The sequence below is a fragment of the Aporhodopirellula rubra genome, assembly GCF_014192335.1.
GTDB lineage: Bacteria > Planctomycetota > Planctomycetia > Pirellulales > Pirellulaceae > Rhodopirellula > Rhodopirellula rubra.
The window spans coordinates 252,913-266,027 of sequence record NZ_JACHXU010000009.1 but is presented as its reverse complement, the minus strand read 5'-3'; the positions used below and the strand labels follow the sequence as shown (position 1 = coordinate 266,027).

At 57.5% G+C, this 13,115-nt stretch carries 12 protein-coding genes; 5 read left to right on the top strand and 7 right to left on the bottom strand.

Annotated features, from left to right (window positions below; genetic code table 11):
- Window positions 1-121: 121 nt before the first annotated feature.
- A complete protein-coding gene (priA, locus tag FHS27_RS14345; RefSeq protein WP_184305591.1) occupies window positions 122-2,914 on the bottom strand; it encodes a replication restart helicase PriA in 2,793 nt (930 codons plus the stop codon).
- Window positions 2,915-3,112: 198 nt separating this feature from the next.
- Here priA and rpmG point away from each other — a divergent pair, with 198 nt between their 5' ends.
- Window positions 3,113-3,277, top strand: coding sequence for a 50S ribosomal protein L33 (gene rpmG, locus FHS27_RS14340; RefSeq protein WP_044255296.1), 165 nt, complete (start codon window positions 3,113-3,115; stop codon window positions 3,275-3,277).
- Between the two features lie 141 nt (window positions 3,278-3,418).
- Window positions 3,419-5,185, top strand: a complete 1,767-nt coding sequence (gene recJ, locus FHS27_RS14335) for a single-stranded-DNA-specific exonuclease RecJ (protein WP_184305590.1) — start codon at window positions 3,419-3,421, stop codon at window positions 5,183-5,185.
- 54 nt (window positions 5,186-5,239) lie between these two features.
- On the opposite strand, the gene FHS27_RS14330 is transcribed toward recJ, so the two are convergent.
- Both FHS27_RS14330 and FHS27_RS14325 read right to left on the bottom strand, forming a co-directional pair.
- A complete protein-coding gene (locus tag FHS27_RS14330) occupies window positions 5,240-6,319 on the bottom strand; it encodes a UbiA family prenyltransferase (protein ID WP_184305589.1) in 1,080 nt (359 codons plus the stop codon).
- Entirely contained in the window at window positions 6,316-7,473 is a 1,158-nt protein-coding gene (locus tag FHS27_RS14325) for a hypothetical protein (protein ID WP_184305588.1), read from the bottom strand. The genes FHS27_RS14330 and FHS27_RS14325 overlap by 4 nt, the downstream gene beginning before the upstream one ends.
- Before the next feature lie 311 nt (window positions 7,474-7,784).
- On the opposite strand from FHS27_RS14325, the gene FHS27_RS14320 reads away from it, so the two are divergent.
- From FHS27_RS14320 to FHS27_RS14310, 3 genes are all read left to right on the top strand, one after another.
- The gene (locus FHS27_RS14320) at window positions 7,785-9,182 is read left to right on the top strand and encodes a hypothetical protein (RefSeq protein ID WP_184305587.1); all 1,398 of its coding nucleotides are present in this window, start codon (window positions 7,785-7,787) and stop codon (window positions 9,180-9,182) included.
- 141 nt (window positions 9,183-9,323) lie between these two features.
- Window positions 9,324-10,031 carry a hypothetical protein gene (locus tag FHS27_RS14315; RefSeq protein WP_246419770.1) on the top strand — a complete coding sequence of 236 codons (708 nt, stop codon included), beginning with the start codon at window positions 9,324-9,326 and terminating at the stop codon, window positions 10,029-10,031.
- Window positions 10,028-11,419, top strand: a complete 1,392-nt coding sequence (locus FHS27_RS14310) for a DUF11 domain-containing protein (RefSeq protein WP_184305586.1) — start codon at window positions 10,028-10,030, stop codon at window positions 11,417-11,419. The genes FHS27_RS14315 and FHS27_RS14310 overlap by 4 nt, the downstream gene beginning before the upstream one ends.
- 119 nt (window positions 11,420-11,538) lie before the next feature.
- Here the strand turns inward: FHS27_RS14310 and FHS27_RS31115 are convergent, their stop codons facing one another.
- The 4 genes from FHS27_RS31115 to FHS27_RS31100 all read right to left on the bottom strand — a co-directional run bounded on the left by FHS27_RS31115 (window position 11,539) and on the right by FHS27_RS31100 (window position 12,947).
- Window positions 11,539-11,724 carry a hypothetical protein gene (locus FHS27_RS31115; protein ID WP_246419769.1) on the bottom strand — a complete coding sequence of 62 codons (186 nt, stop codon included), beginning with the start codon at window positions 11,722-11,724 and terminating at the stop codon, window positions 11,539-11,541.
- A gap of 159 nt (window positions 11,725-11,883) precedes the next feature.
- Window positions 11,884-12,102: a sialidase family protein gene (locus FHS27_RS31110; RefSeq protein ID WP_246419806.1), complete on the bottom strand. Its 219-nt coding sequence runs from the start codon at window positions 12,100-12,102 to the stop codon at window positions 11,884-11,886.
- A gap of 54 nt (window positions 12,103-12,156) precedes the next feature.
- The gene (locus FHS27_RS31105; RefSeq protein WP_315854566.1) at window positions 12,157-12,720 is read right to left on the bottom strand and encodes an IS66 family transposase; all 564 of its coding nucleotides are present in this window, start codon (window positions 12,718-12,720) and stop codon (window positions 12,157-12,159) included.
- 26 nt (window positions 12,721-12,746) lie between these two features.
- Entirely contained in the window at window positions 12,747-12,947 is a 201-nt protein-coding gene (locus FHS27_RS31100; RefSeq protein ID WP_246419768.1) for a hypothetical protein, read from the bottom strand.
- Window positions 12,948-13,115: the final 168 nt, after the last annotated feature.

Genomic DNA, 13,115 nt, shown 5'->3' with positions numbered 1-13,115 from the left:
AGCGAGGCAACGGGATTCCGATCCGTTGCAGTGGTGCCCTCAGTTTACCGGTTCACGCGAGTCCAGACGACCGGAATGGGCAAATCGGCATTGTCCGTTCCGGTCGGTTCGTGATTTTTGCTTACAGAAGATTGACGGGGTCGATATCGATCAAGTACTCGATCTCTTCCTTGGGATCGGTTTTAAAGTCAGCCAACGCGCGGCGGATGACCTCACCAACGACAGCCGACTCGGTCGCTTGCAGCAACAGGTGAAAACGATATTTTCCTCGTAATCGAACGATTGGTGGCGGCGCGGGGCCGAGGATGCGGACTTCACTTTTGAGGAGGTCGCGAGCGGATTCGAGTCGTGTGAGAATGGAGTCCGCCACGTCCTCCGTTTTCTCCTCTACTGGTCCGCGGATGATGATTCGCGCGACGCTTCCCAGAGGTGGGTAGTTGAACTTGCGTCGGTTCACCATTTCCTCTTCGACGAATTTGAAATAGTCATGGCGTGACGCGGCTTGGATCGCTGGGTGCTCCGGTGTAAAGGTTTGTACAATCACGCGTCCGCCACGATCGCCTCGTCCGGTCCGTCCGGCAACCTGGGTGACGAGTTGGAAGGTGCGTTCGGCGGCTCGGAAATCGGGAAAGTGAAGAGCCGAGTCCGCGTTGATCACACCGACCAGCAACACGTTGGGAAAGTCGAGGCCTTTGGCGATCATTTGCGTGCCCAGCAAAATGTCGATCTCGCCACTGCGGAATTCCGATAGCACGCGTTGATGGCTGCCAGGACGCTTCATCGTGTCACCGTCCATCCGCGCGATCTTGGCATCGGGGAATTTTGCTTTCGCTTCCACCTCGAGTTTCTGGGTTCCCAAGCCCCCGTACCGGATCCCGTCAAACCGGCACGCCGGGCACCAGGGTGGAGTGCCGATTGTGTAGTCGCAGTAGTGACACATGGCTTTGCCGCCGTCACGGTGGTGAGTCAACGGCATGTCGCAGTCAGGGCACGCGACCACATGGCCGCACGCCGGACACTGGATCGTCGTCGCAAAACCGCGGCGGTTGAGCAACAGGATTGCCTGTCCCTTTTCACGGAGAGTTTCATCAACGGCTTGTTTGAGCGGACGACTGATCGCGCCGCCTCCCGCCCGATCGTCACGCACGCGAAGGTCGACGAGTTGCACATCGGGCATCGGTCGTCCCGCCACACGGTCCGGCATTGAGATCAACTCGGCGTGGCCGCTTTGCGTCGCATGCCACGCCTCCATCGATGGAGTCGCCGATCCGAGCAATAGAGGCACGCCCAAGGACATTGCTCGTGCGTGGGCCACTTTGCGGGCATGGTAGCGAGGTTGGGAGTCTTGTTTGAACGACGTGTCGTGCTCTTCATCGAGCACGATCAATCCGAGATTGGGCAACGGTGCGAAGACGGCACTGCGGGGACCGATCACGACTTGAACCTCGCCACGACGAATCCGCTGCCATTGGAAGTGACGCTCGGACGGCGACATCTGCGAATGCAGCACGGCGACGGCGGGAAAGCGGCTTTCGAAACGCCCTCGGGTTTGCGGGGTGAGGCTGATTTCGGGGACCATCACGATCGCCGATCCGGCTTGCGAAACGACGTGTTCGATGGCACGGATGTAGACCTCCGTTTTGCCGCTGCCGGTCACCCCGTGCAGCAGCAACGTGCGTCCGCGTCCGCTGTCGACTGCGGCCGTGATTCGCTCCAGTGCAGCGGTTTGTTGTTCGGTGAGTTCGTGCGTGCGTTCGGCTTCTCCGTCGTTGGTCTGCGCCAAAATGCGAATGCCCGAATGCATCTCACGGCGGACTTCCGGAACGATCAGGTTTTTCTTTTTGAGTCGCCGGATCGGATCTTCGGTGCACTTTGCCGCCACCGCTAATTCCGCCGACGTCATTGGGCGGTTTGAGGAGACCAGGAACCGCATGACCGCTTGTTGCTTCGCGGGCAGTTTCTCGATTTCGGCATCGGTTACCTGTTTGGCCGGTGTGAAGTACGTCGTCTGTTTGGTTCCGGCCGCGGTACGCACGCTCGAGGGAATTAACGTGTCGAACACCTGACCGGCAGGCACCTGGTAGTAATGGCTCATCCACATCACCAACCGGACCAGCGACGCGTCACACAAAGGTGATTCGTCGATGCACTCGGCAACGTCGCGGAGTTTGCGGTGAACGGCTTTGCCTTCTTTCACCGCAACGCACCATCCAGGTGTCGGCTTTTTGCGATGCCCGAGAGGCACGCCCACTCGCATGCCGGGTTTGAGTTCCTCGCGAAGTGAATCGGGAATGCGGTAGTCGTAGGGGCCGTGCGGGGATCGTGAAAACACGATCGATGCCAGCAACACGTCATCTTCGACGGCTAATTCCCAAGGCGGCGGATTGGTTTCAAACAACTCTGTCTGCGCCGCTTCTCCGGATCCCTGTTGGTCCTCGGTCAGATGCTCGCCGCCGAAAAGTTGTTGGACGCCCAAATGTTTGCCCCCGGTCAGATCGGCTGCTCTGTCCGGTTCATCACTTTGTCCCGGTTCATCACATTTTCGATGTGAAACGGGCTGAGCCGACACGTCACGCGGTTCGGGTGAATCTGACCAAAGGGCTTTGGCTCGCGCAGGATTGGTGCTTTTTCGCGGGTCCGTCTTCGATGACGGTGCGTCGCTTCGGTTTTCCCCGGTGTCACGGCGCATCTCGTCACGGCGTATCTCATCCCGCGGCGGATCGTTCTCAGTCGAGTCGTGGGGTTCGTGGGCGGGCGGCGGCGGGGACACAGGGAATCCGGGCGTGGGGTTTGCCGAGGACGGCGTCGGATTGGAAGCCGAGGACGGCGTGGAGACGGGAGCCGAGGGCGAGAGGACGATCGGTGCTCCTTGCAGATCATCCGGGAGGATTGGAAGTGAATCAAGCGTCGACATGGCCGAACCCTACGATTGAGTGGGATTGTTGCGAAAACCGCAAAATTCACTATCGATGTCGTCCAGGACACGTTTGGTCAAACGGGGAGAAAAAGTCGCGAGATTTCATGGGTTGCCAGAAACCCCCGTCACCGACCATACTTCGGGGCCGTTTTTGAAAAATTCCACTCCTCCTATTTCCACTACGCCTGCATTTCGATGGCAAAAAGCAAGAAAAAAGCTGAGACCGTTTTCCTCGTCTGCGAAGAAACCGGACATTACAACTACACCCTTCGTCGCAAACCGGGTGGCGAAAAGCTGCGATTGAAGAAGTACAACCCGCACGTGCGCAAACACACCTGGCACCTCGAAAAGAAAAAATAGGCCCATTGGGCTGCTTCTCCCTCCGACGCCTCCACGCACCCGCGAAACGCTCGCGTTTCCTGAGTCTCTGCGTGTGATGGCGTAAGTGAGGGATTTTTTTTGAGTTCCGAACCTTTTTGAACGAGCAACAAGGCATCAAGGATGAAGCGGCAATGGCGAATCACTCCCCACGACGCTCCCCTGGTCGAGCAGTTGATTCGTTCATCGGGGCTTTCACCGGTCGTCGCCCAATTGCTGGTCAGTCGTGGGGTCTATTCCACTGAAGACGCTTCGGCCTTCCTGGAAACCAAACTGACCAACCTCCGCGACCCGCAAGAGTTGCCCGGCGTTCCCAAAGCGACGGCCATTCTGATCGAGGCGATCGAATCCAAGACGCCGGTTGTGATCTATGGCGATTACGACGCCGATGGCATGACGGGCGCGGCCATCATGGTCAACGCGTTGCGGTTGCTCGGTGCCGACGTCAGCTACTACGTGCCCAACCGGCTCGAGGAAGGATACGGTCTGAACGAGGACGCGATTCGCACCTTGGTCACCCGTGGAAAGAAACTCATCGTTTCGGTCGATTGTGGCATCGCAAGTGTTGGTTGTGCGAAATTATGCCGCGAACTCGATGTCACACTGATCATCACCGACCACCATCAAATCGGCGACGATCTCCCGGATGCCGAGGCGATCGTGCACCCACGATTGCCGGGGACGAATTACCCGTTCGGTGAACTCTGCGGTGCTGGCGTGGCGTTCAAATTGGCGTGGTCGTTGTGTCAGGCCAAATGCGGCCAGAAAAAAGTCACGCCGCCCATGAAACGACTGCTGATGCAGTCCTTGTCGTTGGCAGCGATTGGAACGATCGCCGATGTCGTGCCGTTGGTCGATGAAAATCGAGTGCTGGTCAATCACGGATTGAAGGCGTTGAAAGCCAATCCGTTGCCGGGGCTGTTGGAGTTGATGAAGCGAACAAAACTCGACCAGGTTTCCGAACTGACCACCGAGAGCGTTTCGTTCACACTCGCCCCACGGCTCAACGCGGCCGGACGCCTCGGGCAAGCACAACTCGGCATCGAGTTGATGACCATTGACGCCGGCGAGCGAGCGGTGATGTTGGCCGAATACATCGACGGCCTCAACGCGACGCGTGACACGCTGCAGCGAAGCGTTCAGTTGGCGGCTCAGAAACAGATCAAAGAAGAGTTCGATGGCGAAAACGACTCTGCCTTGGTGCTCAATGGGATCGGTTGGCATGCAGGGGTGATTGGCGTGGTCGCGGGACGGCTCGCCGAAAAATATGCCAAACCGGTGATCATCATTTCGATGGACCAGGCAGGTAAGAATGACGCAGTCGGATCGGGACGCGTTGGCGGTACCGGTGTGAACCTGTTTGAAGCGTTGAAGGACTGTGAGAATCGCCTGGTCCGTTTCGGTGGCCACCCGGCCGCGGGCGGTTTGACAATCCGCGAATCCGAAATCGAAGCCTTCCGAGGTGACTTCTGTGAAGCAGTTGCCAAGCAGTGGGCCGATCAGTCTATCGAACCCGCGATTCAGATCGACGCCGAGGCGCCGCTCGGGCAACTCAATCTTCATATCATGAAGCAAATCGAAACGATGGCTCCCTTCGGGGCGGGCAATCCTCGTCCAGTGTTGATGGGCAGGGGCATCGAACTCGCCGAGCCCGCCAAGAAGATGGGTAGCAGCGAACGTCACCTGTCGGTGCGATTGAAACAAGGCAGCAAAGTGATTCGCGGCGTTGCGTTCGGTGCCGCCGATTGGTGTGACCCACTAAACGATTGTGCCGGACCGATTGAGATCGCTTATCGACCGGTGATCAATGAGTTCCGTGGTTACAAGAGCGTCGAGATTCACATCGTCGATTGGCGTGAGCAATCGGTCGCTGAACCGGTCGCATCCTAGCGTCCGCTGACCAATGATTTGTTGCCGACAATCGACGCATAGCGATGCGACGACTCAAGTCACTCGGAAGTGCCGAGCCATCAATCGCGACGGCAAGATCAACGCGAAAATCAAAACGGCGATCTTGGCACCGACACCTAGCATCGTGATGGCAGCAGCAATCGGGATGATCGCCAGCAATCCCGCACGAATCGTTCCTTGGATCCGATCCGGTGATGGATTGACCGTCGCTGAGCGTGCTCGTAATAGCGTGGTGGCGAGCATGAGCAGAATCGCGGCAGGAAATATCACGACCGGATCGACACGCCAGGCCGTCATCCACGTTGGACCTTCGCCATCGGAGCCGATTCCCGCGAATCGAGGTGCCCACGCCAGCAGCATGGCGCCTACCGCCATTGCGACTAGCCCGATGGGGAGGTGGATCGTGCGATCGCCGATCGACTCACGGCGTCCGAACGTTGTCAGGCCGGCAATGTAGGTGCCCATTCCGAGTGCAAACGCGAGCACCACGACGGAGATGCCGGGAATGATTTGAGGCCCCAGTGCAACGACTTGTTTTCCGGCGAGTTGTTCGCTCCCAATTCCAACCGCGATGGACGCGCTCGCTGACGTGGCTCCGAGCAGAAAACTCAGTGTGCGGCACATCCCCATCAAAACCGGTGCGATGGGTTTTCGTTTCAACGGACCGTCATAAAGGAACACACATAATGCCAGCGCGGCTGCGACGATTGCCGGCAACCATCCCAGGTTCGCGTTGCTCCATATCCCGATCGCGATCGTAGGGACGATGCCAAAAAGCAGAAGTCCCCATCCGGAGATTTTTGCGGTGCGGAGTGAGATTGCTCCGGTGACGAGTGGACCTTCCCGGCCGTTCTCTCGGTCGAGTGGAAGATCAAAAACGTCATTGAGAATCATGCCCGCCCAGTACAGCGAAATCGCGGACACGAGCGTTGCGGCGAGGACGATCCAGACCGAGTTTCCTCCGTCAGCGAAGCCGCTGAGGTTGAGTTGGCCGGTGTACCAGCCACTGCCTCCGAGGACGAGAAGGAATGCCGCAGATACATCTGCAATCACAGTGAAAACATTGGGCAGACGGACCAGGGTTGCCCACGATTTCCAATTGGCTTTGTTCATCTGCGAAGCATTCGACTTTGACGCTCGGTGATATGGATTCCATAACGAGCCAAGTAGCGATCGGTGTCGTTGGTGAAGTTCACCGCCATGTCTTGGTTCTCGAAACGGAACCGACCGATCGGAGGAGACGATATCGGGCGAATCGAATACAGCTCGATCAGGCTGATCAAGTGTCCTTTCTGCATCGCCGCGACCGCGTTCCCGTTTGAACCGTTTGACGTCGTTGGCGCTTCTGGGCTCGTTGGTAGCCCATGGGAATCCGCAGCTAGAGTATTGTCAACCGTGTCACTGTTGGTATCCGTGGCGTCTTCATTTGGGGCTGCTTGAGGTTTGCTCGGATCGGTCCAGAACTCAATCCGCAACGGCAGGCCCTGTCCGAAATCGTTTTCCGGAGATGCGTTCTTGGCAATCGCCACGACGACTTGAGTCGGACAGAGTTCAGGCCAATCTTTCGTGCCAAACTGTTCGAGCCGTGCGGCACGGACGTCGGCACGCATGGTTCCCCGGACAATCCAAACGTCGCGTTCTTCCAGGCGACCGGAAACGACGTGCAGGTCATGATCGGCAGCGATGGATTCGAGCATCTCTGTCCATCCGCCTACTCGCACGCTCGGCGGCAGGTGATCGACGAGATGATCGACCACGTGATCTGGCTCAGGAGGCTCCTCTCGGTGGACGGGAGTGTTCATTGTTTGGTTGGTTCCGCCGTGCACCCATTGGTCGAGCCGGCCGACGTCAACGCGTTGCAGCGAAACGTCCTGGCCAATTTGTTCTCGCGTCCAGGCGAGCCGGCCGTCGCTAATTTGTTGCAACGTGTGTTTGCCGTCGCCGTCGTGCATCGCGACTTGCATGTTGAACCACCCGCTGCCATCGCCGGCTTGTTCGTAGGTTCCGACGCCGATCACCTCGCGGCCGCCCACCCAAACCCGTTGTCGAAATTTGGCATCAAAAGCGGGACCGAGTGCGATTTGCTCGATCACCCGGGCGAGCAGACGTCTCGCCGGGTCAGTCTCGGCTGCTGCACTGGAATTTATTTTGGCCGGGGGAGCGACCGATTGAGCGACAGCGGGAGAAATCGTCGCGACGCAGTGGAATCCGGTTCCGACCAGCCAAAACAGGGACGAAATCGCGATCTTTCCCAGGATTTCACGCATTTGGAGGTCCGCTCGAACGCTCCGATGAGGGCAACAACAGTCGTGCGGGTCAATCTTCATGTGCGGGTTATGACGATTTTATCAAAGATTCGAGGCCTGACGTGCCGATGCAACCTCGTAGCGATGGGTCCGTTTGTGGATTCAGAGCGTCAGCGGCGTGCGGATCGTAAAGATCCCGGGCCGTCGAAGTCCATCCCATTCGATCACGATTCGTCACCATGACGGATTAACACCTGTTCGACTTTTGGCCAGTGATTCCAACGCGAATCTCCCCGAATCCTCGAACGCAGCGACCCATGACGGGGGAAAAGATGAAACGAATCGTCACTCATTTGGCGCTAACGGCGACCATGGCGATGATCGCCACCGGGTGTGTGCCGGTTCGCCATAACATGCCACCGGAGCAGCGCATGATGCAGCCCGGACCTGGCGTCGGTGGACCTGGCCCCGGCGTCCTCGGAGCGCCACCTTACCGTCCGATGATGGGCGCCTCGGCGGCCGATCCATCGGCATCCGGTTTGGCAGTAACAGAAAACAAGAACGTTGGCGGCAGCACGTCGATCAGCGATCTGGCAACAGGCGACAGCAATCCTGAGATTTCGTTGGTCGGTTATGACCAAGTCGAAGCCCAGACTGCTGGATTCCGCAAATTGCTACAAGGTGGTTCCAGCACAGCCGATTGCGGTTGCGGCGGACACGGCGACTCGTCAAGTTGCGGCAGTGGCGGACAAGTCATTCCACCGGGTGGTGGCGTGATGATGATGTCGGGCATGCCTGGCATGATCAGTACTGCACAGGTCACCTTCGGCAGCCCTGACGGTATGCATGTTCGCTATGACGTTAGCGGATCAGGCATGTTCGACAGCGAGCCACTCGTGGTTCCTGCTCGTCAGAACTTTCCTCAAGGTGGGCTGTATCGTCTGAAGTTGACCAACATTCCTAGCCGTCCAGGCGTGGAACTGTACCCAACCGTGGAACTCGCTTATGCGAACCCACGCACCGGGGCATACCTCGCTCACAACTCGGTCCCGTTGCAATTCAGCGAAGAAGATTTTGACCAAGTCTTGACGGGTAACTTCGTCACCAAAGTCATCTACCTTCCAGATCCCGAGTTTCAAGGTCCTGCCATCGCCGGCATCGACACGCTCGTCAGCACCCGACTCGATCCGGGCATCGACCCGATCGTCGAAGCGGACCGACGTGGTAGCATCCTCGCGATCATCCGTCTCGGTGACAAAGACATTGAAATGGCGGGAGCAGGAATGGCCGGCCTGATGGGCGGCAATATGATGGGCCCACCGATCACCGGATTGCCTTCACCGTTCGCACCTGCCATGACCGACGGTTGTGGTACACCGACCGGACCTGGTGCAGGCAAAGTCGGGGCTCCACCAAGCCTGCCAGGCATGATCGCCGGCGTCAACGCACCGCAATACGGTATGCCTTACACCGGCACGCCGATCGGATTGCCTGGACCGCCTCACATTCCACTGGGTTCACCGGCTGGTTTGAAGAGTCACACGATTCGTAATCACACTCACATGCACATGCCTCGACCGGTTGAAGACGTCCGCATCGACGTCCGTCAGCAACCCGGCATGAGCTATCCAAACCCGGTTAGCCGCATCCGAGTGACCGAACAGAACATCCATCCTGGTGTTCCTAACGCCCGGCCTGCCTACGATCGCACGAGCGAGCGGGTTTACTAATCGAGGCTGATCACAGCCGAGCGAAGCGGGCTGAATCAGTCCGCTTCGCTTGCGTTATCGCAAGGACGTTGTTCGACCGAGTTCGAACAGCTTTAACATAAAACATCCGTCGGTTTTCGTTAGTCAAGAAAGGATCAGGCGATGATAAGACGCTTACTCTTACTGCTCTTGATCGCGTGTTGTGTTTCTAACATCGCTACGGCTGCCGATCCGTCGGACTATCTTTCTCGCGGTACGGGGCATCCGCTCTTCACCGGAGACATGCCCGCCGGCGTCATCGCATCGACTCGCCAAGCGATGGGATATCAACAGCCGCCGCAGACCTATTATCAACCGGTCGAATTTCACGGACCAGAGGGCGTGCGTTTTTCGCTCGCCCAGTATGGCTCGTTCGGCGAAGGTGAATCGGATTTGATGGCTGGTCTCATGATCGGTCAAGTCTATCGCTTCCGTGTCAGCGGTATTCCTCGTGCAGAGGGTGCGGAGCTGTATCCGACGATCGAAATGGTCGACCGAACCTATCCTCCACCGGGGCTCGCAACCACTTACCCGATCCCGGTTAATCTCGACGAAGACGACATCAACGCCGCACTCGAAGGGCGATTGGTCACGCGAGTGATCTACCTCGAAGATCCTCAAACAGCGACGCCGTTGCCCGAGGGCCCCAACGGGCCAATCGCAATCGACGTCCCCGAGTATCAAGATCCGTTGGAACTGGCTGATTTACGTGGACGCACCGTTGCCATCTTACGCATCGGATCGTTGGCTCCTCCGCGGGCCGAAGTATTGAAAGCTCAGTTCTTTTTTGGTCACCCTTCCTGGGCTCCCATTTTCAAGCCAAATCCATGATGCCACTCGCTGAGAATTCGCAACGCGTCCGGGTCACGGATGCCCCGATCGTCTTCGCCATGACACTGCTGAGCGTAATCGCGGTTACCAGCGGTTGTGCCGGATTGCCACTAGGCGGATCCCGCAATCAACCGGCCGATTTGCCCGCGACCACTGCGGCTACCCCGCAAACATCGACCGCGTTGCTCGAACCGGTCGCAACATTAGCACCGGGAGTCGCCACCGCGTCAGTCGCACCGTCGCGGCAAACGATGTCTGCATCCGTTGCAAAACCTGCATCGACCAAAGTCAACGCGAATATCAGCCAAGTCGGTTTCCGTCGATCATCGACGCACGTGGGCGACGACAATTGCGATCCGAATGCGTGTGGATGTTCTTTTGGTCCGTGTGCTGATTCGCAATGTGGTGGTGGTTGTGTCTCGTGCAATCAGCGTCCTCATGGCTACGCGATGCCCGCAATGGTGCCGCAGCCATGGATCTATGATCCGCAAGAATTCCTATGCGACGGTGGTGATCAGAATCCCGATGCTGTTTTGACGATCGATGATCGTATTATCGGCTTACAACCCGAAGATACGGTGACGCACTACACGACCGAAAACGGCGATATCGAATTTGCCGCTTCCAACCGAGTGTGTGTTTACTCTCCACGCTTCGGAAACGTTCGCCGAATCACCGGCGCGATCCAAGGTGACGGGGCGATTGGTGTTTCCGGTGTGATCCGTCCGGTTGGACCGGCGGGGGTGAACTACGATTTGCCGGGACTGGTTGTCCGGGATTCGGTGGAGGTCGACCATGCCGAATTCACACGTCGGATCGACTCGATGCGTGATCGCAATCGTGGCGTTCGGATCGAACGAGTGCAACAATTGCATCTCGCGTCGGATGTGCTGACCGTGTTGGCCGGGATTCAAAATATCAGTATTTCTGAACTCGACGAATCGCTACTCGCGTTGCTCGAACGACACGCTGTCGCCGCCAATATTTGGACCGTGGACGAAAGCGTCGAGGTGGAAATTCAAGACTTGGCTCCGCCCGTGTTGACGCGTGATCAGAAAGTCGACTCCTTGGTGGTTTATGACTTCCCCGACGCGGGACGTTTGAACCTGATCAAGATTGCCGACAAACAGCACGCTGCGATCGGCGATACCGTGACGTTCGCACTGCGACTCCAAAACGTCGGCGATTCGGCCGTGTCAGGTGTCGTCGTGACGGACAACTTGACGACGCGACTCGAGTACGTTGCCGACAGTCAAACCGCGTCGATCGATGCCGACTTTGAAACCAAGGTCAACAGCGCATCTTCATCGCAACTGATCTGGCGTCTGAAAGAGACGCTCGCGGTCGGCGACAGCGTCACGATTGAGTTCAAGTGCCGTATTCGATGATCTTGTTCATGCAGTCCGGCGAAGCAAACGCTTCGCCGGAAGTCCAGAGATGAACGGAGCAAACTCAATCCTCGCCGGTCTTTCTGAAGATGATCACGACTACACTGAGGCCGCGTTTCCTAGGGAGCCGGCTTCGTATGAGGCTGGTCAATTTCCGCAAGATTGAATCGCGTGCTGACGATCGAATGCTTGTCTGCACCAGGCCGGTACTTAATGTAGGTGGTTGCGACGATCGTGCCGTCATTCAATTGCTCGACACCCGGGTATCCACAGTCATTGCCCGCGTGGCTGTGCAACAGCTTCACCCGGCATTGTCCGGGTTGGCCGTTCTTGATGTCTGCGTAAGTGCCGACCCACGCGACGAAATGCCCTCTTGTTTTGCTGCCTGGAGCTTGATCGCGAAACGCGATGACCCAACGACCATCGGGTGTGTGTACGCCAATGTGTCGGTCACCGGTGAGCCCTCAGGGCGTGTCGTTAGGTGTGCTCCATGTTTCGCCTTCGTCGCGAGAAAACATCACGAGGCTCCGGCCCGTATGTGTGGTTTTTCTCATCAGACAGCACAATTCGGATCCGTCGGGTGAACGAAAAACAAAGGGTTCACAAGGGTTTTTACCATCCACCGCAGCGACGACTTTCGGCGTCGACCACGTGAATCCTCCGTCCGATGTGAACGTTTGCATCACGCTCATGATTCGTGACTGGGTCAACGCTCCGGCTTCGGTGCGGTTGCCGCCTCATACTTTTCGATTCACGACCGCCGGACGGATCGCCTGCTCGCCTCGCCAGTTCGTTGCGTCGGCACCGGGATGATGCAGGAACGTGAATAGATCATTGAGATGGTTTTCCAAAAACTTCGCGAAGCGTTCATTGGCAGCATGCTTCTCTGGGTGACCAACCAATTTCCACATCTTCATCGTCAATCGGCCCGCCATCACCTTCATCCCATGTGCCGTCATCTCATCGGACCGAAAACGGTTGCGATACTCGAAGCCTGCGAGCAGCAAGTCTTTCACACCACGCGGAAACGCCAACGCACCACCGGTTCCGATTTCGATCAACGAATCACATCGCGGAAGCAGGTGCGCGAAGCACTGCTGATGAGTCGCCGAGGTGAACTTGTCGTACACCGCCCAGCCGTCGTGCCCGAAGATTCCCGACCAGTCGATACCTAGCAGTCTTTCTGCGGGGCCAATGCTTCTGGTTGCATCCACTTCGTAACACGTCGTATTGAGTCCGACGAACGCATGAAGCCAAGCCCCACGCCCATTAACTCGCCAACCCGTTTCATCTCCGACCACCTGAGGCGATGGTGCTTGCCGTGATCTTAACCGCTTTTACGCCCTGGCTTTTTCGGATCGGCTTTGCGTTTCTTGCGAAACGGAGCCGCTTGGCGTTTGCCTTTGCGCTCAACTTTCTCAAGACGTGCCGTGAGCAACTCGACTTGCTTGATCAGCATGTCGATGATCGCCTGCTGCTTCTCAAGCAGCGGCTTGCAATCCGGGCAATCGGTGGTGATCTTGGGCACATCCATTACCCGCGAATTGTGGTCGATTCAGGCCGAATTCACCAACACCAGTTTTTCGCTGGGTAAACAAGTACGTCCCAATGTTCATCACGGCGTTACTCGAGCGGCTTCCCTGGTGAGTCGTTGCCGCGTGAACCGATCGATGTGCCACCCTCATTTATGCTCGAG